Source organism: Nocardiopsis sp. NPDC007018 (assembly GCF_040635075.1).
In the GTDB taxonomy this organism is placed as follows: domain Bacteria; phylum Actinomycetota; class Actinomycetes; order Streptosporangiales; family Streptosporangiaceae; genus Nocardiopsis.
On the sequence record NZ_JBEYHA010000067.1, the window covers coordinates 1 to 25511 of the forward strand.

At 71.1% G+C, this 25511-nt stretch carries 26 protein-coding genes and 2 pseudogenes; 18 read left to right on the forward strand and 10 right to left on the reverse strand.

Annotated elements, in window-relative coordinates; translation table 11 throughout:
- Both ABZ635_RS24435 and ABZ635_RS24440 read right to left on the reverse strand, forming a co-directional pair.
- Positions 1-521 (reverse strand): ATP-binding protein (locus ABZ635_RS24435; RefSeq protein WP_357769204.1); only part of this gene is annotated, 521 nt, incomplete at its 3' end.
- 53 nt (positions 522-574) lie between these two features.
- Positions 575-823: a hypothetical protein gene (locus ABZ635_RS24440; RefSeq protein ID WP_357769205.1), complete on the reverse strand. Its 249-nt coding sequence runs from the start codon at positions 821-823 to the stop codon at positions 575-577.
- Positions 824-1043: 220 nt separating this feature from the next.
- On the opposite strand from ABZ635_RS24440, the gene ABZ635_RS24445 reads away from it, so the two are divergent.
- The 5 genes from ABZ635_RS24445 (at position 1044) to ABZ635_RS24465 (ending at position 3271) form a co-directional block, all read left to right on the forward strand.
- Entirely contained in the window at positions 1044-1901 is an 858-nt protein-coding gene (locus ABZ635_RS24445) for a Scr1 family TA system antitoxin-like transcriptional regulator (RefSeq protein ID WP_357769206.1), read from the forward strand.
- Positions 1902-1912: 11 nt separating this feature from the next.
- Entirely contained in the window at positions 1913-2107 is a 195-nt protein-coding gene (locus tag ABZ635_RS24450; protein ID WP_357769208.1) for a DUF397 domain-containing protein, read from the forward strand.
- 198 nt (positions 2108-2305) lie between these two features.
- Positions 2306-2503, forward strand: a complete 198-nt coding sequence (locus tag ABZ635_RS24455; protein WP_357769210.1) for a DUF397 domain-containing protein — start codon at positions 2306-2308, stop codon at positions 2501-2503.
- 175 nt (positions 2504-2678) lie between these two features.
- Positions 2679-2870 carry a DUF397 domain-containing protein gene (locus ABZ635_RS24460; RefSeq protein WP_357769246.1) on the forward strand — a complete coding sequence of 64 codons (192 nt, stop codon included), beginning with the start codon at positions 2679-2681 and terminating at the stop codon, positions 2868-2870.
- Between the two features lie 182 nt (positions 2871-3052).
- Complete coding sequence (locus ABZ635_RS24465; RefSeq protein ID WP_357769212.1) at positions 3053-3271, forward strand: DUF397 domain-containing protein; 219 nt, start codon at positions 3053-3055, stop codon at positions 3269-3271.
- A gap of 141 nt (positions 3272-3412) precedes the next feature.
- Here the strand turns inward: ABZ635_RS24465 and ABZ635_RS24470 are convergent, their stop codons facing one another.
- Positions 3413-3544 carry a hypothetical protein gene (locus ABZ635_RS24470; RefSeq protein ID WP_357769214.1) on the reverse strand — a complete coding sequence of 44 codons (132 nt, stop codon included), beginning with the start codon at positions 3542-3544 and terminating at the stop codon, positions 3413-3415.
- A gap of 17 nt (positions 3545-3561) precedes the next feature.
- On the opposite strand from ABZ635_RS24470, the gene ABZ635_RS24475 reads away from it, so the two are divergent.
- Positions 3562-3753 (forward strand): hypothetical protein, encoded by a 192-nt coding sequence (locus ABZ635_RS24475; protein WP_357769216.1) that lies wholly within the window; start codon positions 3562-3564, stop codon positions 3751-3753.
- A gap of 266 nt (positions 3754-4019) precedes the next feature.
- On the opposite strand, the gene ABZ635_RS24480 is transcribed toward ABZ635_RS24475, so the two are convergent.
- Positions 4020-4610, reverse strand: coding sequence for a class I SAM-dependent methyltransferase (locus tag ABZ635_RS24480; RefSeq protein WP_357769217.1), 591 nt, complete (start codon positions 4608-4610; stop codon positions 4020-4022).
- A 158-nt stretch (positions 4611-4768) separates the two neighbouring features.
- Here ABZ635_RS24480 and paaZ point away from each other — a divergent pair, with 158 nt between their 5' ends.
- From paaZ to ABZ635_RS24495, 3 genes are all read left to right on the forward strand, one after another.
- Positions 4769-6814 (forward strand): phenylacetic acid degradation bifunctional protein PaaZ, encoded by a 2046-nt coding sequence (gene paaZ, locus ABZ635_RS24485; RefSeq protein ID WP_357769219.1) that lies wholly within the window; start codon positions 4769-4771, stop codon positions 6812-6814.
- A gap of 374 nt (positions 6815-7188) precedes the next feature.
- A complete protein-coding gene (locus ABZ635_RS24490; RefSeq protein ID WP_357769248.1) occupies positions 7189-8025 on the forward strand; it encodes an alpha/beta hydrolase in 837 nt (278 codons plus the stop codon).
- 4 nt (positions 8026-8029) lie between these two features.
- The gene (locus ABZ635_RS24495; RefSeq protein ID WP_357769221.1) at positions 8030-8506 is read left to right on the forward strand and encodes an SRPBCC family protein; all 477 of its coding nucleotides are present in this window, start codon (positions 8030-8032) and stop codon (positions 8504-8506) included.
- Positions 8507-8603: 97 nt separating this feature from the next.
- Here ABZ635_RS24495 and ABZ635_RS24500 read toward each other — a convergent pair whose 3' ends face one another.
- From ABZ635_RS24500 to pdhA, 3 genes are read right to left on the reverse strand one after another with little or no spacing between them, the layout of a single operon-like run.
- Positions 8604-10037: a dihydrolipoamide acetyltransferase family protein gene (locus tag ABZ635_RS24500; protein WP_357769222.1), complete on the reverse strand. Its 1434-nt coding sequence runs from the start codon at positions 10035-10037 to the stop codon at positions 8604-8606.
- Positions 10034-11020: an alpha-ketoacid dehydrogenase subunit beta gene (locus tag ABZ635_RS24505; protein WP_357769224.1), complete on the reverse strand. Its 987-nt coding sequence runs from the start codon at positions 11018-11020 to the stop codon at positions 10034-10036. Before ABZ635_RS24505 ends, ABZ635_RS24500 begins: the two co-directional genes overlap by 4 nt.
- A 2-nt stretch (positions 11021-11022) precedes the next feature.
- Entirely contained in the window at positions 11023-12108 is a 1086-nt protein-coding gene (pdhA, locus tag ABZ635_RS24510; protein ID WP_357769226.1) for a pyruvate dehydrogenase (acetyl-transferring) E1 component subunit alpha, read from the reverse strand.
- A gap of 339 nt (positions 12109-12447) precedes the next feature.
- Here pdhA and ABZ635_RS24515 point away from each other — a divergent pair, with 339 nt between their 5' ends.
- The 4 genes from ABZ635_RS24515 to ABZ635_RS24530 all read left to right on the forward strand — a co-directional run bounded on the left by ABZ635_RS24515 (position 12448) and on the right by ABZ635_RS24530 (position 16584).
- The gene (locus tag ABZ635_RS24515) at positions 12448-12945 is read left to right on the forward strand and encodes a phosphoribosyltransferase (RefSeq protein ID WP_357769228.1); all 498 of its coding nucleotides are present in this window, start codon (positions 12448-12450) and stop codon (positions 12943-12945) included.
- Positions 12946-13276: 331 nt separating this feature from the next.
- Complete coding sequence (locus ABZ635_RS24520) at positions 13277-14590, forward strand: activator-dependent family glycosyltransferase (protein WP_357769230.1); 1314 nt, start codon at positions 13277-13279, stop codon at positions 14588-14590.
- Positions 14590-15459: an ABC transporter ATP-binding protein gene (locus ABZ635_RS24525; protein WP_357769231.1), complete on the forward strand. Its 870-nt coding sequence runs from the start codon at positions 14590-14592 to the stop codon at positions 15457-15459. The genes ABZ635_RS24520 and ABZ635_RS24525 overlap by 1 nt, the downstream gene beginning before the upstream one ends.
- A gap of 126 nt (positions 15460-15585) precedes the next feature.
- Complete coding sequence (locus tag ABZ635_RS24530) at positions 15586-16584, forward strand: Gfo/Idh/MocA family oxidoreductase (RefSeq protein WP_357769233.1); 999 nt, start codon at positions 15586-15588, stop codon at positions 16582-16584.
- Between the two features lie 5 nt (positions 16585-16589).
- Here the strand turns inward: ABZ635_RS24530 and ABZ635_RS24535 are convergent, their stop codons facing one another.
- From ABZ635_RS24535 to ABZ635_RS24545, 3 genes are all read right to left on the reverse strand, one after another.
- Positions 16590-18473, reverse strand: a complete 1884-nt coding sequence (locus ABZ635_RS24535; RefSeq protein ID WP_357769234.1) for an ABC transporter ATP-binding protein — start codon at positions 18471-18473, stop codon at positions 16590-16592.
- A 64-nt stretch (positions 18474-18537) separates the two neighbouring features.
- Complete coding sequence (locus ABZ635_RS24540) at positions 18538-20052, reverse strand: aromatic amino acid ammonia-lyase (RefSeq protein ID WP_357769236.1); 1515 nt, start codon at positions 20050-20052, stop codon at positions 18538-18540.
- Positions 20049-21158: a long-chain fatty acid--CoA ligase gene (locus ABZ635_RS24545; protein ID WP_357769238.1), complete on the reverse strand. Its 1110-nt coding sequence runs from the start codon at positions 21156-21158 to the stop codon at positions 20049-20051. The genes ABZ635_RS24540 and ABZ635_RS24545 overlap by 4 nt, the downstream gene beginning before the upstream one ends.
- A 365-nt stretch (positions 21159-21523) precedes the next feature.
- Here ABZ635_RS24545 and ABZ635_RS24550 point away from each other — a divergent pair, with 365 nt between their 5' ends.
- From ABZ635_RS24550 to ABZ635_RS24570, 5 genes and pseudogenes are all read left to right on the forward strand, one after another.
- Positions 21524-22195 carry an LmbU family transcriptional regulator gene (locus ABZ635_RS24550; RefSeq protein WP_357769240.1) on the forward strand — a complete coding sequence of 224 codons (672 nt, stop codon included), beginning with the start codon at positions 21524-21526 and terminating at the stop codon, positions 22193-22195.
- 56 nt (positions 22196-22251) lie between these two features.
- The gene (locus ABZ635_RS24555) at positions 22252-23361 is read left to right on the forward strand and encodes a DegT/DnrJ/EryC1/StrS family aminotransferase (RefSeq protein WP_357769242.1); all 1110 of its coding nucleotides are present in this window, start codon (positions 22252-22254) and stop codon (positions 23359-23361) included.
- 28 nt (positions 23362-23389) lie between these two features.
- On the forward strand, positions 23390-24811 hold the full coding sequence (locus tag ABZ635_RS24560) for an NDP-hexose 2,3-dehydratase family protein (protein WP_357769244.1): 1422 nt from the start codon (positions 23390-23392) through the stop codon (positions 24809-24811).
- A gap of 25 nt (positions 24812-24836) precedes the next feature.
- Positions 24837-25307, forward strand: a pseudogene (locus ABZ635_RS24565) (dTDP-4-dehydrorhamnose 3,5-epimerase family protein); the annotation flags it as partial.
- Positions 25308-25361: 54 nt separating this feature from the next.
- A pseudogene (locus ABZ635_RS24570) lies at positions 25362-25511 on the forward strand (sigma factor); the annotation flags it as partial.

A 25511-nucleotide genomic window follows, 5' to 3' on the forward strand; every position in this document is an offset into this window, starting at 1 on the left:
GGGATGTCCTCGGTGTCTTCGGTGTCGATGTGGCTCCACGGGTTGTCGGTCAGGTCGTAGGCCAGGAAGAACCACACCTGCCGGAACTTGGGGTCCCCGTTGTCCCCCCACCGGTCGGCGAGGGTGTCGATCAGGGCCAATCCTCGGCCGGTGGCGGTTCCGGCTTCGATGTCGGCGAACGTGGCTGCGGTGAAGTTGCCCTTCTCCTGCGGCAGACGGCTGCCCTGGTCCCGGCAGGTCAGCGTCATCCCCTTCGCACCCCGATCCACCGTCAAGGTGTAGGTGCTTCCGCGTTCACTCGACCTGCTGTGGGCGATGGCGTTGTTCGCCAACTCCGATCCGAGCAGGGTGAACAGGAACTGGAACTCCTCACACCGCTCGGCGGCGCTGGTGTCCAGGAACGCGCGGACCAGGGGCATGAGTCCGGGGAGTCCGGCGAAGGAGTACTGCCGCTTGCGGTACGGGGGGCCGACAGTGCGGGAGAAGTAGTGGGAGTGGAACGGCTTGATGAAGCTCGCCACGGGGGCTACCACCTCACGGCGAGCCAACTCGGGAGAGAACGGCGGAGCGGGCCTCACGGGACCACCACCAAACGCCGCAACCCAGCCAGGACAGCCCGCAGGACCTCCGCCGGAACCTCGTCGATCGGCCTGCGGGGAGAGGGGGCCACGGGGGCCCAGGAGCGGGACGGGTGGTGGCGGCGAGGGTTCGCGGCGAAGGCCCGCACACGGGCCGCCTGCCTAGGACGTCGGCGACGCATCGCCTCGGACGCGAGGTAGCGGGTACACGCCAGCTCGCAGAGTTTCAGGTAACGGGGCGCCATCAGCGCACACCTCCGGTACGGACAGTGCCGGGCGGGAAACCGGCTGAGCTTCTGGTGAGACACCATAGTCACCCACTGCACTCAATAGCGCAAGATGCGATTTGAAAAGAGTGCGACAATCTCATGAGGCAGTAGCTATCCCGTGAGCAAGGTGCGTGAAATGTCTAAGAAATCGCCACGGAGCGTAGGCTCAAGTCAGCATCGACTCAGGGAGAGTGACTTGGCCGCCAGCCCCACACTCCGCCGACGCAGGCTTGCCCGAGAACTTCTCCGTCTTCGGGAAGAAGCCGGTCTCACGGCGAAGCAAGCCGCCGCCGACGCGAAGAAGGCTGCACCTGACAAAAGCTGGTTCGAAGCGAAGATCACGCGGATTGAGACTCGGAAGATCCTGAGAGTCAAAGATGCGGATCTCCAGGTCCTCCTCGACGTCTATGGAGTCGACGATCACGAGCAGCGAGAGGCCTACCGTAAGCTCGCCCGCGAAGCTGCTACCAGTGGCTGGTGGTACGGGTATCGAGACATCCTTGGCGCCGGAACCTACGTTGACCTCGAATCTGAAGCATCGCGTATCCGCACCTACCAGGTTCAACATCTTCCCGGACTGCTCCAGACAGAGGCCTATGCGCGAGCTATGATCCGAGCTGGTGGGGTGACCTCTGACGAGGAGATCGACCGTCGCGTTGAGGTCCGAATGATGCGCCAGCACCTGCTCACACGCACAGACGCTCCACGCTTGTGGGCGGTGATCGACGAAACCGCGTTCCGCAAGCTACCGAGCGATGTTGCGACTGACCAGATTCGCCACTTGCTCAACGTGCAGCGCCCGTCGCTTAGGGTCCAAGTGCTTCCAGACCTCGTCGGACCACACGCAGGTATGGACGGTAGCTTCGTGGTCCTCGACTTCAAAGCAGACCCATCGGCGGTATATGCAGAGCAGGTCGGCGGAGGTGGGCTACTCATCGAAGACGCCGAGCAGATTACGATTTACGAGACCGTGCTCGACCACGTCCAGGCTTCGGCGCTGAGCGTCGAAGACTCGCGGACATGGCTGGAGGCACGGCTCAACCAGCTCGACTAGAGGACACACCGATGCTCACCAGCAGTGAATCCCACCTGCACTTCCGCAAGTCCAGCTACAGCAGCGCGCGTGGACAGGACTGCGTAGAGGTCGCGGATACCCCTGGCATGTCTGCCGTGCGTGACACTCAGAACCGCGCGGCCGGGCACCTGTTGTTCCCCGGGTCGGAGTGGGCCGCGCTAGTCAAGGCCGCGACCTGCAAATAGCGCGACAGAGGAGGCCCCCAGTCGATGACTGGGGGCCTCCGTGTTTACCTGCAAGCATCCCGTGAGGCATGTACCTGACTGTCCAGAGAGCGGGAAGCAAGCTCGACTGTCCGCAGCAGACAGCAGTGCGGGGCCAAGTTCCGGGCAGGACTGTGCAGGAAGCAGTCCGTGTCCCCACCCCCAGCGGAGGCCCCACCCATGCACCCCCACTCCAACGAACTCACCTTCCGCAAGAGCAGCTACAGCGGCGGGCAGACGCAGGACTGTGTCGAGGTCGCTGACCTCCCCGGTGAGCACCTCGTTCGCGACACCCAGAACCGTGACTTGGGTGCGCTGGGATTCGCAGGACCGGAATGGGCCGCCGCCCTCGGAGCCATCCGTACCGACCAGATGTAGACCCCTGGCATCCAGCAGGCCCTGACTGAGTCCGGTCGGGGCCTGTTCTGTTGAGTTGGCGGGCTCGGCTGACGCTGTTACTCAGGGGACGTTTTCCATTCTGCGCGGGGTGTAGCGAGGGGCGGAACTGAGCATGAGCCAGACAGCACCCCACTCCGACGGAGAGGTTTCCCGGATGCACCCCCACACCCACGAACTCACCTTCCGCAAGAGCAACTACAGCGGCACCGGCAACAACTGTGTCGAGGTCGCCGACCTCCCCACCGGGTCCGCCATGCGTGACTCCCAGAACCCCACCGCGGGGCACCTGGAGGTCAGCGCGCCTGAGTGGACCGCGCTGCTCGCTGGCGTGCGAGCGGCCCAGTAGGCAGGCACATAGGAAGGGCACCGGAGCTCGTCCGGCGCCCTTCTCCTATTCCCGCAGACACAGTGCCCCTCCGCCCTACGATGGGGGAAGCAAGCTTGAGTGTCCTGTGCTGGACAGAGACTCAGAACGTTCTCCCCTGAGCATGGGGCGTAGAAGTGGGCAGGACTGAGTATGGTCAGCCCATGCCCCCACCCCCAGCGCAGGCCCCACCCATACACCCCCACACCACCGGACTCACCTTCCGCAAGAGCAGCTACAGCGGGACCGGGAACGACTGTGTCGAGGTCGCCGACCTCCCCACCGGGGCCGCCGTCCGCGACACCCGGCACCGCCATCTGTCCACGCTGACCTTCCCCCCAACGGAATGGTCCGCGCTCCTCCGCACCACCACCCGCCCCTGAGCCTCCCGAGAAGACCAGGACCCCGCCGTCACGGTGTGTGAAGGGTGTGCTGCCCGGGAACTTCGGATGACACATGCGAAGAGGCAGCACACTCATGGCTCAGCAGAATCACCCGACCCGGACGGCACGGATGACGCACCTCTACTCGGTGCTCCCGGTCACCGACCCCGCCGCCTCCCTCCCCTGGTACACCGCCTTCTTCGGGCGCCCAGCGGACGAGGTCATCGGCGAGGAGACCCTCTGGCAGATCTCCGACACCGCCTGGGTCGTCATCGCCGCCCATCCCGAGCGTGCCGGGAACTCCCTCCTCACCGCGGGGGGTCGAGGGCCTGGACGAGATCCTCGCCCGCCTGACCTCCCAGGGCTTCGGGCACGACCCGGTGGAGACCTACGGCAACGGCGTCCGCCACGTCGACGTCCACGACCCCGACGGCAACACGCTCTCCCTGGCCGAAGCCCCGTCCTCGGACACCGCCCCCTGAACAGAGCACCGGACATCACAGCCCCGGTTCCAAGTCCCACACCCGTCCCCTGGACCCGTCCCCTGGGCCCCCGCACCGGAACTCACTCCCTTCCTCCTCCGTACTCCCCTGTGCCCGTCGTCCACCGACCGCGCACAGGAAGGAAGGGAACCCCACCACGTGAGCGCGATCGAACACGAAGCCACCGTCGTGGAGCCCTCTCCACCACCGGCTCCGCGCCGCCACTGGCCGCACGCACGCGGCCGGGCCGGGCCGCCCCACCGTGCCTAGGCCGGGTACCGCAGCCGGTACCACTGGGGCGCGGTGCGGTTCATCGGGAAGCCCAGCCCCCGCACCGGGGCGTCCTCCACGTCGACGAGCTCCCACCCGGGAAACGCCGCCTCCACCTCGGCTCTGGACACCCCGCCCACCATCCGCCGGAAGACGGACGGCCCGAACTCCAGCATCAGCAGCGACGCCCCCGGCGCCGCCAGCGCCGTCACCCCCCGCCCCTGGGCCGCCCGCTGGTCGGCGTCGAACCCCTGGAAACAGCCGATGTCGACGAAGAGATCGAACAACCCCAGGTCGGGGGAGAGGTCCGTGGCGTCCCCCACCAGGTAGTCCACCCCGCTGGGCCCCTGCCGCCGGGCCGCCTCCACCGCGGCCGGGACCAGGTCGACCCCGGTGACGTCCCACCCCTGGGCGGCCAGCTCGGGCGTGAACCGACCCCGGCCGCAGCCGATGTCGAGCGCCCTCCCGGGCCCGCCCCGCTCCCGCGCGACACGGTCGAGGAACGAGCGGAACCGCACCATGGCCACGGGACCGTAGCGCTCCCAGGGAGTGACTCCGAGGCGGTACATCCGTGCGTAGTTGGTCATGGTTCAACGGTAGGTGGGGAGGGGGAGGGTGGCCAGGGGGGTCGGGGTGGTTGTGGAAAACGCTGATGAGGGCCGGTCCACCAGGTCGGCGGCTATTTACTGACCGATCGGTCTGTAATACAGTTCGCTCAGACCCGCACCGAGGAGAGGACCGTCACGTGTCCGAAGTACTGGAGAGCTACGCACAGGGGTCGTGGTTCACCCCCGCGGACGAGGGCGCCCCCCTGGCCGACGCGAACACCGGCGAGACCGTCGCCCGGATCTCGTCCCAGGGCCCCGACGTCGCCGCGATGATCGAGTACGCACGTGAGGTCGGCGGCCCCGCGCTGCGCGCACTCACCTTCCACCAGCGGGCGAACCTCCTCAAGGAGATCGCCAAGCACCTGATGGAGTACAAGGACGAGTTCTACGCCCTCTCCCACCGCACCGGCGCCACCAGGCGCGACACCATGGTGGACGTCGACGGCGGGTTCGGCACCCTCTTCAGCTTCTCCAGCAAGGGCCGCCGCGAACTCCCCAACTCCACCGTCATCCCCGACGGCCCCCCGGAGCCCCTGAGCAAGGGCGGCACCTTCGTCGGCCAGCACGTGTACACCTCACGGCCCGGCGTCGCCGTGCAGATCAACGCCTTCAACTTCCCCGTCTGGGGCATGCTGGAGAAGCTCGCACCCGCCTTCCTCGCGGGCCTGCCCAGCATCGTCAAGCCCGCCGGGCAGACCGCCTACCTGACCGTCGCCGTCGTACGGCGCGTGATCGAGTCCGGGCTGCTCCCCGAAGGCACCCTCCAACTGCTGGTCGGCAGCCACCGGGGCCTGCTCGACAACCTCGGCCCGCAGGACGTCGTGGGCTTCACCGGCTCCGCCGCCACCGGCGCCCTGCTGCGCGAACACCCCAACGTCATCCGCGGCGGCGTCCAGCTCAACGTCGAGGCCGACTCGCTGAACTGCTCGATCCTCGGCCCGGACGTGACCGTCGACGACCCCGAGTTCGACCTGTACGTCAAGCAGGTCGTCACGGAGATGACCGTCAAGGCGGGCCAGAAGTGCACCGCCATCCGCCGTGTCATCGTGCCCACGGCCATGGCCGACGCCGTCACCGAGGCGCTCACCGCCCGACTCGCCAAGGTGGTGGTCGGCGCCGCCGACCACCCCGACACCCGCATGGGCGCCCTGGTCTCGCTCGACCAGCGCGAGGAGGTCCGCAAGGCCGTCCGCGCCCTCCGGGCCTCCAGCGAGCTGGTGTTCGGCGACCCCGAGCGGGTCGAGGTGACCGGCGCCGCCGACGACACCGGCGCGTTCCTGTCGCCGATCCTGCTCCGGGCCGCCCCCGGCGCCAAGGAACCGCACGAGATCGAGGCGTTCGGCCCGGTCAGCACGATCATCACCTACGACTCCGTGGCCGAGGCCGTGGAACTCGCCGCCCGGGGCCAGGGCAGCCTGGTCGGCTCCCTGGTCACCCACGACGAGGACGTGGCCCGCGAGGTCGTCCTGGGCACCGCCCCCTGGCACGGGCGCATCCTGGTGCTCGACCGCGACGACGCCAAGGAGTCCACCGGCCACGGCTCCCCGCTGCCCGTCCTGGTGCACGGCGGCCCCGGACGCGCCGGCGGCGGCGAGGAGCTGGGCGGCGTGCGCGGCGTCAAGCACCACATGCAGCGCACCGCGATCCAGGGGTCGCCGGACATGATCACCGCGATCACCGGCCGCTGGACCACCGGCTCGCGCCGCGAGGTCGGCGACGTGCACCCCTTCCGCAAGGACCTCACCGAACTACGGATCGGCGACACCATCGCCTCCGCCGAACGCCGGGTGACCCGCGCCGACATCGACCACTTCGCCGAGTTCACCGGCGACACCTTCTACGCCCACACCGACGAGGAGGCCGCCGCCGCCAACCCGCTGTTCGGGGGGATCGTGGCCCACGGCTACCTGGTGGTGTCGCTCGCCGCCGGGCTGTTCGTGGACCCGGCCCCGGGCCCGGTGCTCGCCAACTTCGGCGTGGACAACCTGCGCTTCCTCACCCCGGTGAAGGAGGACGCGGTGATCAGCGTGACGCTGACCGCCAAGCAGATCACCCCCCGCACCAACGCCGACTACGGCGAGGTGCGCTGGGACGCGCTCGTCACCGACCAGGACGGCGAACCCGTCGCCACCTACGACGTGCTCACCCTGGTGGACAAGGGCGAGGGCGCGACCGAGGGGTAGGGCGGCCCGGGGGCGGCGGCCGCCCCGGGATGTCCGTGAGGCGCCACGTCTCCTTGTCGACATGACGACAGGGCGACGTGGCGCCTCGGTGTGCCTCGGTGTGAGGCCCCGGGCCACGGGGCCCGTGGGGAACGTGAGCCTCCGGGGGCAGGAGCCGGGGCGTCCCGGAATCGGGGGGTGGCACGGGGGAACCCGGGGGCCCGGGGGAGCCAAGGGCACCGAGGCCCGAGGCACCCGGGAACCGTGAGGAGCCCGAGGGCCCTGGGACCGAGTCCGCACCCAAGGCATAACCGGCATTGGTGTTCCGCGACGCCCTGCGCTCCTACGGTGGGTGGGGCACGGCCAGCGAGGTTCCCAACACGATGAGGGGCACCATGGGACGCATCACCGTCGACGCCGAGAACAGCGACCCGGTCGAGCTCTACTACGAGGACCAGGGGACCGGTCAACCGGTCGTCCTCATCCACGGCTACCCGCTCGACGGCCGCTCCTGGGAGCGGCAGACCGCCGTCCTCCTCGACGCCGGATACCGGGTCATCGCCTACGACCGCCGGGGCTTCGGCCAGTCGTCGCACCCCGCGGACGGGTACGACTACGACACCTTCGCCGCCGACCTGCGGACCGTCCTGGAATCCCTCGACCTGCGGGACGCGGTCCTCGTCGGCTTCTCGATGGGCACCGGGGAGGTCGCCCGCTACCTGGGCTCCTACGGCTCCGACCGGATCTCCAAGGCCGCCTTCCTCGGTTCGCTCGAACCCTTCCTGCTCCAGACGGACGACAACCCCGACGGCGCGGCCCCGCGCGAGTTCTTCGAGGAGATCGTCACCCAGGTCAGGGCCGACCGCTACGCCTACTTCACCGGTTTCCTGGAGAACTTCTTCAACCTCGACGAGACCCTGGGCGACCGCATCAGCGAGGAGGCCGTGCGCAACAGCTGGAACAGCGCCGCGAACTCCGGGCCGGTGGCCTCCGCCGCCTGTCCGCTCACCTGGATCACCGACTTCCGCGAGGACGTTGCGAGGATCGACGTGCCCGCGCTGATCGTGCACGGTACCGGCGACCGCATCCTCCCGGTGGAGGCCACCGGGCGCCGGTTCGCCGACCTGCTGCCCTCCGCCGAGTACGTGGAGTTCGAGGGAGCACCGCACGGCCTACTGTGGACCCATGCCGAGGAACTCAACGAGGTGCTGCTGCGATTCCTGGCCCGGTGAACCCGTGCGCGGACGCGACCGGAGCGCCCCGCCGCGCCGCACCACGAAGCTGCGGGTGACCGAGGACTTCGACGCGCCGCCGGAACGGGTGTTCGCCCTGACCCTCAGCGAGGCCGGGTTCGTGGACGCCATGCCGCCCGGTGTGGAGGTCCTGCACTGGCCCGAGAGGTTCGGTGAGGGGGAGACCCTCGACCTGCGCTGGGGCGTGGCCGGGGTGTACCCGGTGCGGTGGGTGGCGGTCATCGACGCCTACGAGGAGGGCCGCTCCTTCAGCGACCTCCAGGTGCGGGGCCCGTTCCGCTACTGGCGGCACACCCACACGGTGGAGCCGCGCGGGGCGGGCGCCCGGCACACGGACCTGGTGGAGTTCGGCACCGGGTTGGGCCCGGCGGGCGACCTGGCCGTGGCGATCGGCATCCGCGGCGCCTTCGGCCCGAGGCTCGCCCGTATGCGCGCCGCGCTGGAGGCGCCCGGCGGCTGAGAGCCGGGGCCCGGGAAGGGCTCGGGGACGGGACCACAGCGGGCAGGGGGGAGCGCCCCGGAGGTGCCGACTCCTCCGGGGCGCTGGTCCCACGGCCCTACAGGCGGGCGATCGCCCGGGCCGGGTTCTCCATGGCGTCGGCGACCACCCGCATGAACCCGGCGGCGACACCGCCGTCGCACACGCGGTGGTCGAAGGCGAACGACAGCTGCGTGACCTTGCGGACCGTCAGCTCACCCTCCACGACCCACGGGCGGTCGATGATCCGGCCGAGCCCGAGGATGGCCACCTGCGGGTGGTTGATGATCGCCGCGCTGCCGTCCACGCGCAGCGCCCCGTAGTTGTTCAGCGTGAACGTGCCGCCGGTGAGCTGGGCCGGGGTCGCCTTCCCCTCCCGGGCCCGGCTGGTGAGCCCCTTGATCTCGGTGTCCAGCTCGGCGGTGGTGAGCCGGTGGGCGCCCATGACCGCCGGGGCGACCAGGCCCCGGTCGGTCTGCACGGCCAGGCCCAGGTTGACCCCGTCGTACTGGACGAGCTCGCCGCGCTCGGTGTCCACCAGGCCGTTGAGCTCCGGGTACGCGCGCAGGCCCGCCAGCACGAACCGGGCCACGTAGGCGAGCAGCCCCGGCCCCTGCGGGTCGGACGCGCGCAGGCGCACCAGCTCGGTGGCGTCCACGTCGACCCACACAGTGGCCTCGGGGATCTCCGAGCGGCTCCTGGACAGCGAGGTCGCCACCGCCGTGCGGAAGGCGCCCATGGGTACCCGCCGCGACTCGGCGAGCCCGGTGCGGGTGTCGACGGCTCCCGGCGCGACCGGGTCGACGGCGGCGGGGGCGGCCTGCGGGGGGACCGCGATCGGGGCGGACGGGGCCGGAGCGGTGGGGGCACCGGCCGCCTCGATCGCGGAGCGTACGTCGCGGCGGGTGACCAGGCCACCCGGGCCGCTTCCCCGGATGTCGGCCACGCGCAGCCCGGCCTCGCGGGCCAGCTGGCGGACCAGGGGCGAGGTGACGAGCGGAACCCGCCGCGCCGGTGGGGGCGCGATCGGGGCCGCGGGCTCGGACACGGAGGCGGTCGCGGACACGGGCGGGGCGACGACGCCCGGCCGGGGGCGGCGTCGGCGCCCGGTACGGCCGGACTCCGGGGTGCCGTAGCCGATCAGGACGTTGCCCGACCCGGCGCGTTCCTCCTCCCGGTATCGCTCACCCGCGGCGTCGTCGGTCCCTGCGGTCCCAGCGGACGCGGGGGACGCGGCGGTCCCGGCTGTCGCGGGAGCCCCGGCGCCCTCCTCCACCGTGCCCACGCTGATCAGCGGCCTGCCCACCGCCATCACCTCGCCCTCCTCACCGTGCAGGGCGGTCACCGTCCCGGCGAAGGGCGAGGGCACCTCGACGAGGGACTTGGCGGTCTCCACCTCGGCGACGGGCTGGTCCAGCGCCACGGTGTCGCCCACGGCCACCAGCCACCTCACCACCTCGGCCTCGGTGAGCCCCTCCCCGAGGTCGGGGAGGTCGAAGGTACGGGTCGTCACTGGTCCTCCCACTGAAGGTCGTCGACGGCGTCCAGAATCCGGTCCACGCCGGGCAGCTGGAAGTGCTCCAGCTTGGGCGGGGGGAAGGGGATGTCGAAGCCGGTCACCCGGCGGACCGGGGCGGCCAGCGAGTGGAAGCAGCGCTCCGTGACCCGGGCGACGATCTCCGAGGCGACGCTGGCGAACCCGCTGGCCTCGGCCACCACCACGGCGCGACCGGTGGAGCGCACCGCCGCGCAGACGGTCTCGTCGTCGAAGGGGACCACCGAGCGCACGTCGACGACCTGGAGGCTGCGCCCCTCCTGGGCGGCGGCCTCGGCCGCCTCCAGCGCGGTGGACACCGACGGCCCGTACGCGATCAGGGTGGCGTCGGTGCCCTCGCGACGGACGACGGCCCGGCCGATCCCCGGAACGGAGCGGCCGGTGTCGACCTCGTCCTTGGCCCAGTAGAGCTTCTTGGGTTCCATGAAGACCACCGGGTCCGGCGACGCCACGGCCTCGCGCAGCAGGTGGTAGGCGTCCTCGGGGGTGGCCGGGGTGACCACCTTCAAACCCGGGGTGTGCGCGTAGTAGGCCTCGGAGGAGTCGCAGTGGTGCTCCACCCCGCCGATCCCGCCCGCGTAGGGGACACGGATGACCATCGGCAGCCCGACCCGGCCACGGGTGCGGTTGCGGGTCTTGGCGACGTGGCTGGCGATCTGCTCGAAGGCCGGGTAGGCGAAGGCGTCGAACTGCATCTCGACCACCGGGCGCATGCCGTTCATCGCCATACCGACCGCCATGCCGACGATCCCGGACTCCGCCAGGGGGGTGTCGAAGCAGCGGTCCTCACCGAACTCGGCGGTCAGGCCGTCAGTGATGCGGAAGACCCCGCCGAGCGGGCCGACGTCCTCACCGAAGACGTACACGGAGGGGTCGTCCGCGAGGGAGTCGCGCAGCGCCCGGTTGAGCGCCTGCGCCATGGAGAGCTTCTCCGTCGCCATGTTCAGTGGCCCTCTCTGCTCAGTTCGTCGGCCAGGAACGCGGCCTGCTCGGTCAGCTGCGGGGTGGGGGCGGCGAACACGTGCGCGAACAGGTCGGCGGCGACGGGCTCGACGTCCTGGTTGACTCCCTCGCGCATGTACGCGGCGACCCGCTCGGCCTCCTCGGCGATCTCGGCCCGGCGCGCCTTGGTGAGCACCCTCCGCCTCTTGAGGAAGGCCTCCATGCGCAGCAGCGGGTCGCGGGCCACCCAGGGGTCCACCTCGTCCTCGCTGCGGTACCGGGTGGCGTCGTCGGCGTTGGTGTGCGCCTGCATCCGGTAGGTGTGCGCCTCGACCAGCTGCGGGCCCTCGCCGGAGCGGGCGGCCGCGACGGCGCGCTCCAGCACGGCGAGGACGGCGGCGGCGTCGTTGCCGTCCACGCGCTCACCGTTCACCCCGTAGCCCACGCCCTTGTGGGCGAGGGAGGGAGCGGCGGTCTGCCGGGCCAGGGGCACGGAGATGGCGTACTCGTTGTTCTGCACGAAGAACACGACCGGCGCCCGGAACACGGCGGCGAAGTTCAGGGCCTCGTGGAAGTCGCCCTCACTGGTGGCGCCGTCGCCGCACAACGCCATGACCACGGTCTCCTCGCCGCGCAGGCGGGCCGCGTGGGCCACGCCCACCGCGTGCAGGAGCTGGGTGGCGAGCGGGGTGGCCTGGGGGGCGACGTTGTGGGCGTAGGGGTCGTAGCCCGCGTGCCAGTCGCCCTTGAGGAGGGTGAGCACCTCGACGGGGTCGACGCCGCGCGCGATGACGGCGGCGGTGTCGCGGTAGGTCGGGAACAGCCAGTCGCCGTCCGACAGCGCGAGCGCGGCTCCGGTCTGGCAGGCCTCCTGACCGTGGGAGGAGGGGTAGACGGCGAGGCGGCCCTGGCGGACGAGGGCGCTGGCCTGGTCGTTGACCCGTCGGCCGATCACCAGGGAGGTGTAGGCCTCCAGGAGGCGCTGGGTGTCGGGCATCCGCAGTCCGGAGCCGTCGACCGGGGCCCCGGACTCGTCGAGCAGTCGGAGCGGCTGCTCGGAGGGGAGTAGGCCCTGGTGTCCAGCCATGCTGCAACCTCCTGGTTCGCGGAAGATACGCGGAAGATCTGTACAGGGACATGGTGCTGTTCGCGACCATCTGTTCGCTACAAACCGGGAGGAATCGAGAAAATGTCGCGAAAGTTCCCAAACTTCGCGTCACTCCGTCCAAAAATGTGACCCAGGACACCGCACCGCGTGGACATGTGGCCCACGACTCACACCCCGGTGACCCTCACCGCGCGCACGCCCCGCACCATCGCCGGGACTCCCGGGCGTCGTTAGCATGTAGCGGTGCCGCGATCGCCCTGACCTGCGACGCGCCGAGCGCACACCACACCAGCGGGAACATCCAGGGGGAACCAGACCGTGAGCGACGAGCGCGAGAACCTGAGCTACGAGCTGTTCGGCACCGCGATGCGCGACATGGCCCGGGCGATCGCCGACGACGGGTACGAGCCGGACATCATCCTGTCGATCGCGCGCGGCGGCCTGTTCGTCGCCGGAGGGCTCGGCTATGCCCTCGACGTCAAGAATTTGCACGTCATGAACGTCGAGTTCTACACGGGCGTCGGCACCACCCTGGACATGCCCGTCATGCTGCCGCCGGTCCCCAACGTGGTCGACCTCAGCAAGAAGAAGGTCCTGGTCGCCGACGACGTCGCCGACACCGGCAAGACCCTCAAACTGGTGCACGACTTCTGCGCCGAGCACACGGCGGAGGTGCGCAGCGCGGTCATCTACGAGAAGCCGCAGTCGCTGGTCAAGTGCGAGTACGTGTGGAAGCACACCGACCAGTGGATCAACTTCCCGTGGTCGGTGGAGCCGCCCGTGGTGCGGCGCGAGAACCAGGTGCGCGACGCCTGAGCGCACCCGCCCTCCGGAATCCGACCCCTACGGGGGTCGGTTTTTTTGTGCCCGAATCTCCGGCCGTCCCGCCGGCAGGACAGCCGAAAAAAGCCGCACACCCCTGCATCATCGCAGGTCAGAGGCGCGCAAAAGGTCAAGTGAATATCGCCGGGAACTCTTTCGCATTGACCGCGAATCGTGGCCATGGATAATCCGTAAAGCAACCGGCTTTCGCTTCGGAAAGGCCTGCTACACAATCGGGGGAACCTCAGTCCCAGAAACTCCGCACTCCGGACGACGAGCCTTGAGGGTCCCATCGAACAATGACCGGCGACCGATGGAAGATCCCATGCGCATCCTCTTCGCAACCTACTCCGAGAAGACCCACTTCTTCAGCATGGTCCCCCTGGCGTGGGCGCTTCGCACGGCCGGCCACGAGGTACGGGTGGCGAGCCAGCCCGAGATCGTCGACACCATCACCTCCACAGGCCTCACCGCCGTGTCGGTGGGCCAGGACCACAGCGTCAACCGCATCCTCGAGGCCTTCCCCCGCCTCCAGGAGCGGGTGGCCGACGGCCAGCTCGACCCCTTCATCCGCGCGGACGAGCCCGAGGAGGACCTCTCCTGGGAGTACGTGCGCGACAACTACGACAGCGTGGTCCTGAGCTGGTTCCGGCTCATGAACAACCCCATGCTCGACGACCTGGTCTCGTTCTGCCGATCCTGGCGACCCGACCTGGTGATCTGGGAGCCCGGGACCTTCGCCGCGCCGATCGCCGCGAAGGCCTGCGGCGCCGCGCACGCCCGGCTCATGTGGTGCGTGGACTTCTACGGCCGCATGCGCGAGATGTACGTGCGGCGGCGCCGGGTGGAGCAGGGCCCCGACGGCCCGCCCGACTCGCTCGCCCGCTGGATGGACCACTCGGCCCGCCGCTACGGGGTGCGCTTCGACGAGGAGATGACGCGCGGCCAGTTCACCATCGACCAGCTGCCGCCCTCCATGCACATGGACACGGGTGTGGACCGCTACCCGGTCCGCTACACCGCCTACAACGGGCGGTCGGTGATCCCGGAGTGGCTCCGCGCCCCCGCCGGCGACCGGCCCCGCGTGTGCCTGACCCTGGGGGTGACCGCCACCGAGCGGCTGTCCGGGTACTCGGTCAGCGTGCCCGAGATCCTCGACTCCCTGTCCGGGATGGACGCCGAGATCATCGCGACCGTCGCGGAGAAGGAGCAGCGGCGGCTGGGCCCGCTCCCCGACAACGTACGCGTGGAGCGGTTCGTCCCGCTCCAGGCGCTCCTGCCCACCTGCGACGCGGTCATCCACCACGGCGGCTTCGGCACGACCTTCACCACGCTCGTCTCCGGGGTCCCGCAGGTCAGCATCCCCCAACAGCTGGACACGCCCTTCACCGCACGGCGGATCGCCGCGCGGGGCGCCAGCATCCACCTCGACAAACGCGAGGCCACGGGGGAGCGCGTGCGCGCCAGCGTGGAACGCGTCCTGACCGACCCCTCCTACGCCCGCAACTCCCGGCTCCTGCGCGACGAGATCCTGGCCCAGCCCTCCCCCAACGAGTTCGCCGAGGGGGTGGAGGAGTTGGTCCGGCGGTACCGGACCAGCCCCGGCCGACGGACGGCCGACCTGTCGGGGAGGCCCTGATGCACGACGTCCTCCTCGACGACGTCACCCTGGAGCAGTACGGCGCCCGGCTCCTGGACGGGGTGTCGCTCCACCTGGAGGGCGGCCGCGTGCACGGCCTGATCGGACCGAGCGGGTCCGGAAAGTCGACCCTGCTGTCCATGATCGCCGGGTTCGTGCCCCCGACCCGGGGGACGGTGCTGGTCGGGGGCCGACCCGTCACCCCGGAGAGCCTGGTCGGCGAACGCGTCGGGCTCGTCCGCGGCATGTACCCGGACGACCCGGTCAGCGTCCGCGACACCCTCACCTTCGCGGCGAGCCTGCGCCCCGACTGGTGCCAGGAGTTCGCCGTGCGGCTCATGCGCCGGTTCGGCATCCCGCTGGACCGGCCGCTGTCGCGGCTCTCCCACGGGGAGCGCTCCGCCGTGAGCGCCACCCTGGGTCTGGCCGCCCGCACCCCCGTCACCCTCCTCGACGAGTGCTGCACGGGCATGGACGCGCACATGCGCGACGTGTTCCTCGACGAGGTGCTGTCCGACCTGATGCTGCGGCCGCGCACCCTCGTCGTCGCCACCCACCTCATCGAGGAGCTGGGCCAGCTCTTCGACGACGTCGTCATGCTCGACGGCGGCACCGTGGTGTTCGCGGAGTCCATGGACGCCCTCGGCGAACACGGCACCTCCGTGATCGGGCCGAGCCGGTCCGTCGACTCCTTCGTGTCGGGGCTGACCGTCACCGACGAACGCGAGCTGGGCCCGGTCAAGGCCGCGGCCGTGCCCGGCAGGCTCACCGAGAGCCAGCGGGCCAGGGCGTTCGAACACCGCCTGGACCTGGCACCCATTGGCCTCCGTGACCTCATGTCCCAGCTCACCGGGCGGCCGAGGGAGTGAGCGGTCCCCCAACCGAGCGAGTCACCGGTGGCCTGGCCGCGCCCCCCGCGCGACCAGGCCACCGGCGTCCCCCGCCCCTCCCTCGCACGGCCCACCCCGTCTCTCTCAACGAAGGACTGACCGAACATGCACCAGTCACCGGCCCCCCGGCCCCTCGTCCTCGGGGCGATCGGATGCAGTGACATCGCCTGGCGCAAGACCCTGCCAACCGTCACCGCCTCCCCCCTGGCCCGCCTGGCCTGCGTCGCCGCGCGCGACGTGCGGCGCGCCGAGGCCTACGCCGACCGGTTCGGCTGCGACGCCGTCGCCGACTACACGGCGGTCCTCGAACGCGAGGACGTGGACGCCGTCTACGTCTCCCTGCCCCCCGGGCTGCACGCCACGTGGGTCGAGGCGGCGCTGCGCGCGGGCAAGCACGTGCTCGTGGAGAAGCCGTTCGCGGTGGACGGTGCCACGGGGCGCGCCCTCATGGCCCTGGCCGACGGTCTCGGCCTCGTGCTGATGGAGAACTACGCGTTCACGCTGCACGGCCAGCACGCGCGGATCAGGGAGCGGGTGCGCTCCGGGGAGATCGGCCGGCTGCGGAGCTTCGAGGCGGCCTTCACCATCCCGCCCCGGCGCCCCGACGACATCCGGTACCGGCACGACCTGGCCGGGGGTTCCCTGCTGGACAACGGCGTGTACCCGCTGCGGGCGGCGATCCACTTCCTGGGCGAGGACCTGAGGGTGGTCGGCGCGGTCCTGCGCGAGGACCCCGACCTCAGGGTGGTGGTGTCCGGCGGTGTCCTGCTGGTGACGGCCGACGGGGTGCCCGCCCACCTGACCTTCGGAATGGAGAACGCCTACCGGGCCGAGTACCGGCTGAGCGGCAGCCTGGGCTCCCTGAGCCTGGAACGGCCCTTCACCCCGCCGCCGGACCACGCCTGTGTGCTCCGGGCCCAGGCGGGAAACACGGAGGAGAGCGTCGAGATGGCCCCGCAGGACCAGTTCGACGCCCTCCTGACCGCGTTCGCGGACGCGGTGGCGGACGGCGCCGCCCCCGCGTCCGCGACCTCCGCCTCACTCGCGCTGGTCGACCTGCTCGACCAGGTACGGGACGGAGCGGTCCGCGTGAGCGCGCACTGAGCGGGTCACGGGGCCGGGCGGTCGCCGTCGGCCGCGGCGCCGACGGCGACCAGCGGATGCGTCCCCGTGCCGCCGCCCTCCCCGTCCCCGCCCTCGACGTCCCGGTCGGACACCAGGAACTGGGTGGCGGCCAGGTCGCGGTAGAGGGAGTCCCCGGCCACCAGTTCCGCGTGCGAACCCGTGGCACGGACCCGCCCCGCCTCCATGACCACGATGCGGTCGGCCATGGTGACCGTGGACAGCCGGTGGGCGACCACCAGCACCGTGATCTCCCGGCGCAGCTCCTCGACGATCTCCCGGACGGCCAGCTCGTTGGCGGCGTCCAGCTGGGAGGTCGCCTCGTCCAGCAGCAGGATGCGGGGGCGCCGCAGCAGGGCGCGGGCGATGGCCACGCGCTGGCGCTCGCCGCCCGACAGGGTGTTGCCCCGGTGACCCACCACGGTGTCGAGGCCGTCGGGGAGCCGTTCGACCAGGGCGTCCAGGCGGGTGCGCGCGACGATGTCGCGGATGCTCTCCTCGCTGGCGCCCCGGGCCCCCAGGGTGAGGTTCTCGCGCAGCGTCCCGGCCAGTACCGGGGCGTCCTGTTCCACGTAGCCGATGACGGACCGCAGGTCGGACAGGGGCCACTCCGAGATCTCGCGCCCGCCCACGCGGATGGTGCCCTCCTCCGGCTCGTAGAACCGCTCCAGCAGGGAGAAGACCGTGGACTTGCCCGCGCCGGAGGGTCCCACGAACGCGGTCAGACCGCCTTCGGGAACCTCGAACCCGACACCGTGGTGCACGGTCGGCGCGTCGGGCGCGTAGCGGAAGACCACCCCGTCGAAGGACACCCCGAGCGGTTCGGGGTCGGCTCCCTCCGGTGTGGCCAGCGCCGAGCCGGGCTCGGCCTCGCAGCGCTCGGGTTCCAGGGCGAGCACCTCGCGGATGCGCTTGAGGGCCGCGGCGCCGACGTTGAAGTTCGCGGCCGCGCTGACCAGCGACCCCATCGGGGAGACCAGGTAGAACAGGTACAGCAGGAACGCGATGAGCACACCGATCTCGATCTCCCCGGTGGCCACCCGGGCACCGCCCACCCCGAGCACCACGAGGAAGGCCGCCTGGATCGCGACCCCCACGGTGGTGCCGTTGACCGCCTCCAGGGCTCCGACCCGCACACCGTGGCGCCAGGCGCGCTCCGCGGAGCCCTCCGAGGCCCGCAATTCCTCCCGCTCCGCACCGGCCGCCTTCACGGTCCGGAAGGTGCCGAGCACGCGCTCCAGGGACGAGTTCAGGTCGCCCACCTCGCGCTGGACCCGGTCCGTGGCGGTCTGGATGTGCGGCACGATGAGGCCGATGCACAGGGCGGCCACGACGAGCACCCCGAAGGTGACACCGAGCATGACCGGGTCGAGGAAGGCCATCATCACGAGGATGACCACGACGACCACGGCGCCGGTGACCGTCTCCACGAGGGCCTGGCTGACGACGGTGCGCAGCAGGCTCGTGTCGGTGGTGACCCGCGACATCAGGTCGCCGGGCTGGTAGCGGGCGGTCTCGGTGAGCCGGAGCCGCATCAGACGGCCGAGCAGCCTGCGCCGGGAGTCCAGCACCACCGACTCCGCGATGCGTTGCAGGATGTAGTACCCGATGGTGTTGAGGACCGCCGCGAGGACGACCATCCCGGTCAGGACGACCAGCGCACGGGTCACGGTCTCCCCCGAGCCGAGTCCGTCCACGACCATCTGCGCGGCCAGGGGCTGGACCACGCCCGCCATGCTGCCCAGCAGGGCGAGGAGGCCGCCCAGCAGCAGCAGGCCCCGCTGGGGGCGCAGGTACGAGAGCATGTCCCGCCAGGCGGACGTGCTGAGGATCGCCGCCCTCTCGTTCGTCTGTTCGTCGTTCGGTGTCACCGGTCTCTCCTCCGTAGGCGGGGGACCCGGCCGGGTACCGGCCGGGTCCCCCTCGATGTGGGCATCAGGCGAACTGGTCCTCGACCAGCCAGCTGTCGGCCGCGCCGCGCACCGCGTCGGCGGCCGCCCGGACCTCCTCGGCCAGCGGGCGGTCCCGGTCCAGCGGAGGGGAGACCCGCTCCAGTTCCTTCCACAGCGGGTCGCCCTCGGTGTCACCGCCGCCGAGCGCGGCGTACTGGGCGACGCCCACCGCGAGGGAGCCCACGATCAGCCAGGCGAGCTTGACCGCCTCGGCCACCGAGGTGGCCCCGTTGAGGGCCATGGGGACGTGGTCCTGGTTCCAGCCGTTGGTGGGCAGTGTGGTCAGCGAGGACGGGTAGGCCAGCTGCCGGATCTTCGAGGCGAAGGAGGTCGAGCTGAGCTGGACCCCCGCCAGACCGCTGCCGCTGCCCGGCCTCGGGGTCAGCATCGGGTTGAGCCCGCCGTTGGTGGACGGGTTGCACAGCAGGGCGAGCTGGCGGTCGGCCAGGTACGCGACCTGCTGGAGGCACAGGCCGAGCTGGTCGGAGCCCAGCCCCACCGGCATGGCGTGGAAGTTGCCGCCGTGCAGCACCTCCCCCTCGTGGCAGATGGGGTTGTCGGTGCAGCCGGTGGCCTCCCGGCGCAGGATCTCGCCGATGAAGTCCAGCTGGTCCTCCACCGCGCCCAGGATCTGGGGCACGCAGCGGATGCTGTAGGGCTCCTGGAGGGGGCGCTCCGGGTCGTACTCGTGGTTCTCCGGCAGGGCCCGGCGAATCCACTCGGCGACCCGCAGCTGGCCCTCCTGGTTGCGGACCACGCCGAACCCGGAGTGGTAGGCCTGCGGGTTGGCTCCGAAGAGCCCCGCGATACGGGCGGTCAGCCCGGCCACGGACCGGTTGATCCGACGGATCTCCGCGTGGTTGTGGACGGCCACCGCCAGGCCCACGCTGGTGCCGTTGACGAAGGCCAGCGCCTCCCGAGCGGACCAGTCGAGGGGCTCGGCCCCCAGGTCGCGGATGGCCTTCTCGGCGGGCACCAGCGCGAACGTGCCGTCCTCGGCGCGCTGCCACGCCTGGCCCCGCCCGGTGTGGGCCAGGGCGGCGTAGGCCAACGGCTGGAGGTCGCCGCTGGCGCTGACCGTGCCCTCCTGCGGGATGGCGGGGGTGAAGCCGCGGTTCCAGAGGTCGGCGAGGCGGTCCCAGAAGTCGGGGGACACACCGGAGTAGCCCTGCCTCATGCTGTTGAGGCGCAGCCACACGACCATGCGGCAGACGTCGGGGGACAGCGGCTCGCCCTGGGAGGTGCCCAGGTGGGAGATGAGCCCGTTGCCCTGGAGTTCCTGGGAGTCGTCCGCGCTGTAGAGCACCAGCGGACCGAAGCCCCGCGTGATGCCGTACACCTCCTGGTCGGATTCGAGCGCGCCGCGCAGGACCTCCACGCTGCGGAGCATGCGCTCACGGTCCTCGGGGCCGCACCGGGGGAGGGTGGAGTCCCAGCCGGTGCCGCTGATGATGGCGTCGAGGGTGTCGAGCCGGGGCTGTTCGACGGTGATGGTCACGGGTGTGTGCTCCTGAGTCGGGGATGGGAGGGGCTGGAGGGCGGGGCGGACTGACGGCGCAGGGTCTTGCCGGTGGGGGAGCGGTCGACGCGCTCCACCACGCGCACCCGGTGGGGTCGGGGGCCCAGCTCCGCCGCGACGGCGGCGACCCCGGCCGGGGTCAGGTCCTGCCCGGGCCGGGGCACCACGTACAGCTCGTAGTGCTCGCCGATGGTGTCGTGCGTCACGGGGACGGCGCCCAGGTCGGCGCAGTCGAGGGCGGGGCGCAGGCGCTCCTCCACCGTGTCGAGGCAGACGCGCCTGCCGTTGACCTTGACCAGGCGCTCCCGGCGCCCGGTCAGGACGAACTCGCGTTCGCCGGTCCGGGTGACGTGGTCGTCCATGCGCCACCGGTCGGGGGCGTCCCGGCCCGGGCGCGCGGCCATCCGGGGGCTGGCGACCTCCAGCCGCCGCTCGCGGCCGTCGTCCCCCTCCCAGGAGAAGGACGTGTCGTCGAGCAGGCGCCAGGGGGGCGGTTCGGGTTCCCACCGGCGGCTGGCCACTCCGCCGGTCTCGGTCGACCCGAGCACCTCGATGACGCGCGCCCGGTCCGGGCCGAGCGCGCCGACCAGGTCGGCGGCGGCCGCGGGTAGGCGGGCCGTGCTGTGCAGGAAGGTGAGGTCGGCGGTCTCGCCCAGCCAGGCGGACCGGGGCCTGAGCAGGGAGAAGGTCCAGGGGATCGCCATCACCGCCCACCGCAGGGAACCGCCGGGAGGGTTGGCGTCGGTCAGGCGCGGCCGGTACCAGACGGGCACCCCGAGACGGGCGGGGACCAACAGGGTGGCCAGGGTTCCGAAGACGTGGCGCGGAGGGGCGAAGGACAGCACCGCCTGGGGCCGGTGGGGGCGCAGGAGGTCGGCCAGCAGACCGGCCTCCGCCCACAGCTGCGCGGCGGTGCGGCGCCACGTGACGGGGTCGCCGCCGCTGCCCGAGGTCCGGTGGTCCACGTGCGCGGGCAGGTGCCGCGCGACCAGTGCGGCGTTGGCTTCGGCATCCGCCGACCAGGCCGCCCGCCACGGACGGTCGGAGACCTCCTCCGAACCCGGGTCGGCTCGGAGCAATTCCACCTGATCCCATTCACCACAGATCACCGCAGCACCTCGATTCCTGTCATTCGCTACTTATAACCAAGCAAAACCAGGAAAGCCAGACCCGACCACCGACGCCCCAGGGAAAAGCGCACGAAAAAGGAGAATGCCACTCACCTCCCATCAACAAAAGAGCAGCTCAGGGCACTTTTGCAGCGTCCCGCCAGCGGGACGGAGAGGAGATCCGGGAATCAGAAATGTGACCCCAGAACCCCGCCCGAACACCACAGAAAAGCCCTGGGAAAGCAGCGGAATAACGGCCGATCCTAAAGTTCCAACCACGAACACCGGGGAGCTGGAGGACGGACCCCGGAGTCGACGGCGAACGAGGAGAGACGATCACCGTGGAACCCACCAAGCAGCAGACGGCGGAGGCCGCACTGCGCCGCCACCCCTCCGAGACGGGCCCGCCCGCGAACGGAGCCGGGAAGATGTCCCTGGACAACCGCGCCATGACCCGGCGCACCTCCCTGGCACTGCCCCCGAGTATGCCGATGGACGACTGGCGCAACCTCGGCCAGCAGATCTTCGTCATCTCCGACTCCTCCGGCTGGTGGCTCGGCGACTGGCTCGTCTACGGCCAGAGCCAGTACCCCGACCGCTACCGCACCGCCGTCGCCGAAACCTCGCTGGGCTACCAGACCCTGCGCAACTACGCGTGGGTCGCCCGGCGGTTCCCCGTCAACCGGCGGCGCAGCACCCTGAGCTTCCAGCACCACGCCGAGGTCGCCAGCATGGGCGAGGAGGACCAGGACACCTGGCTCAACCGCGCCGACAAGTTCCGCTGGTCCCGCAACGAGCTGCGCCGACGCATCCGCGCGACGCAGAGCATCGAACGCGCGACCAAGGGTGACCAGCGCGTCCAGGTCCAGGTGCAGGTGCACGCCCAGACCACCCAGCGCGCCCGCTGGGAACAGGCCGCGCGCAACGAGAGCAAGGACCTCGCCGAGTGGATCGTCGGCATCCTCGACCACGCCGCCGACGGCGCCATCACCGAAGGGGCCGAGGATGAGTGACCGCGCCCCCCAACCCCCCACCCCCGTCCCGCACCGCCCCTGGAGGTAGAACAGCCATGACCATCGCCGTCTGGGGCTACACCGACGAGTACGAGAACGAGCGCGAGGAGATCCTGGAGGCCGTGGACACGGTCTTCCGGTCCGGCCGCCTCGTCCTGGGCGACCAGGTCTCCGGATTCGAGGAGGCCTTCGCCGCCCACCACGGGATCGACCACTGCACCGGGGTCGGCAACGGCACCGACGCGCTGGTCCTGGGGCTGCGCGCCCTCGGGGTCGGCCCCGGTGACGAGGTGATCACCGTCTCCAACACGGCCGCGCCCACCATCGTGGCCGTCGACTCGGTGGGCGCCACCCCCGTGTTCGTGGACATCGACCCCGACACCTACCTGATGGACGTGTCGGCGGTGGCCGCCGCCATCACCCCCCGGACCCGCTGCCTGCTGCCCGTCCACCTGTACGGGCAGTGCGTGGACATGGAGCCCCTGCTGGCCCTGGCCCGCGAGCACGGGATCGCCGTGCTGGAGGACTGCGCCCAGGCGCACGGCGCCCGCCACCACGGGCGCATCGCCGGTTCCATGGGGGACGCCGCCGCGTTCTCCTTCTACCCGACCAAGGTGCTCGGCGCCTACGGCGACGGCGGCGCCACCCTGACCCCCTCCGCGCAGGTGCGCGACGCGCTGCGCCGACTGCGCTACTACGGAATGGAGGAGCAGTACCACGTCGTGTCCACCCCGGGCTACAACACCCGGCTGGACGAGGTGCAGGCCGCGATCCTCAACCGGAAGCTGACCCGGTTGGACGCGTACGTGGCGGCCCGCCGGGCCGTCGCCGACCGGTACGCCGAGGGGCTGGCCGACACCGGCCTGGTGCTGCCCGCCACCGCCCCGGGCAACGACCACGTCTACTACCTGTACGTGGTCCGGCACCCGGAGCGCGACCGCGTCATCAAGGCCATGGCCGAGCACGGCGTCGCACTCAACGTGAGCTACCCCTGGCCCGCGCACACCATGACGGGCTTCCGCCACCTGGGCGTCCCCGAGGGCAGCCTCCCGGTCACGGAGTCGCTGGCCAAGGAGATCTTCTCCCTTCCCATGTACCCCTCGCTCACCCGCCGGGACCAGGACCACGTGATCGGTGCCCTGCGCGAGGTCCTCTCCCGCCTGTGACGCTCCCCAGCCAAGCAAGGAACGACCGATGAGCCATCCCCCCACGGTCCCGCCGACGCCCCGCACCGCATCCCCCGACCCGCTCACCCGCTCCGCCCTGAGCACCGGCTCCCCCCACGACGCCGACTTCGAGCAGTGGTGGAAGGAGCGCTCGGCCGCAGGCGGGTTCCGGGTGACCCCCGTCCCCTTCGCCGACCTCGACCACTGGTCCTTCGACCCCGCGACCGGAGACCTGGGCCACGCCTCCGGCGGCTTCTTCACGGTCCAGGGCCTGCGCGTGCGGCGCGGCCCCCACGACGACCACCACCAGCCGGTCATCAACCAGCCCGAGATCGGCGTCCTGGGCATCCTGGTCAAGGAGTTCGACGGGGTCCCGCACTGCCTCATGCAGGCCAAGATGGAACCCGGCAACGCCAACACCCTCCAGCTGTCCCCCACCGTGCAGGCCACCCGCAGCAACTTCACCCGGGTGCACCGGGGCGGCGGGGTGCGGTACCTGGAGTACTTCGACGGCACCCGGCCGACCCGGGTGCTGAGCGACTCCCTCCAGTCCGAGCAGGGCGCCTGGTTCCGCGGCAAGTTCAACCGGAACATGGTCGTGGTCACCGACGCCCCGGTACCCGAGCACCCCGACTTCCACTGGGTGACGCTGCGCCACCTGTACGCCCTGCTGCACCGGGACAACCTGGTGAACATGGACACCCGAACCGTCCTGGGCAGTGTGACCCTGGCGCCCGGCCCCGTCACGGACGGCACCGACGGCTTCACCGCCTCCCTGCTGCGCTCCTACTCCGCCCCGGACCAGGGCGGCACCGCGCGGCACGGCATGACCGAAACCCTCAGCTGGCTGGCCGACGCGCGGACCCGCCTCGGGTGGCGCGCCCTCGACGTCCCGCTGCGCTCGCTACCCGGGTGGAGCCGCACCCCCGACCGCGTACACGACGACGCCGAACGCGACTTCCGGATCATCGGGGTGCGGGTGGAGGCGCACAACCGCGAGGTCACCAGCTGGACCCAGCCCCTGCTGTCCCCCCGGGGGCACGGACTGTCCGTCTTCCTGGTCCGCTCGTTCGACGGGGTCGCGCACGTCCTGGTGCAGGCGCGGCCCGAACCCGGCCTGCGCGACTGCCTGGAACTGGCCCCCACCGTCCAGCGGCCCGGAGGCGTGAACGCCGCCGTCCCGGCCGAACCTGATGAACTCCTCGCCGAGGCCCTGACCGAGGACCCCTCCCGGGTCCGCTTCGACTCCCTGCTGTCCGAGGAGGGCGGCCGCTTCCACCACGCCCAGACCCGCTACCGCGTGGTGGCGGCCTCCGACGCCCTGACCGACACCCCCGGCCCCGGGTGGCGCTGGCTGACCGTCCACCAGCTGATGGCCCTGGTCCGCCACGGCCACTACCTGAACGTGGAGGCCCGGAGTCTGCTGGCCTCCCTGCACGGCCTCTGGTGACGGCCGAGAGGAACCGAGGAACCCCATGAGAAGCAGGCCCCTGTCCGTACACGGCGCCCACCTGTTCACACCGACGGTCTTCCCCGACTCCCGGGGGCTGTTCACCGCCCCCTACCAGCGAGAGCACTTCGAGGGGGCCACCGGGCGGCCGTTGCCGCCCCTCACCCAGCTGGCCTACAGCCGGTCCTCGGCCGGGGTGGTGCGCGGCGTGCACTTCACCACGGCGCCCCCGGGGATGGCCACCTACCTGCACTGCCCCCAAGGGGCGGTGTTGGACATCGCGGTGGACGTCCGGGTGGGTTCGCCCACCTACGGCCGCTGGGAGGCGGTCCGGCTCGACGAGCACAACCGGAGCGCGGTGTACCTGCCCGTCGGGATGGGGCACGCGTTCGTGTCCCTCACCGACGACACCGTGATGTCGTACCTGCTCTCCGGGGGCTACGAGCCCGACCACGAGAAGGCGGTGAACGTCCTCGACCCCGAGCTGGACCTGCCCCTTCCGGAGGGTCTGGAACCGGTGCTCTCCGAGCGGGATCGCGCCGCTCCCGACCTGCGGCGGCTCCGCGAGGACGGGCTGCTGCCCGACTTCGAGGAGTGCCTCGACGCACCTGCCCTTGGTGGAGTACCTGGCCCGCAGGTTCCGCAACCGGGGCGAGTGGCTGGACGACCTCACGCAGGTGGCCACGATCGGGCTGATCAA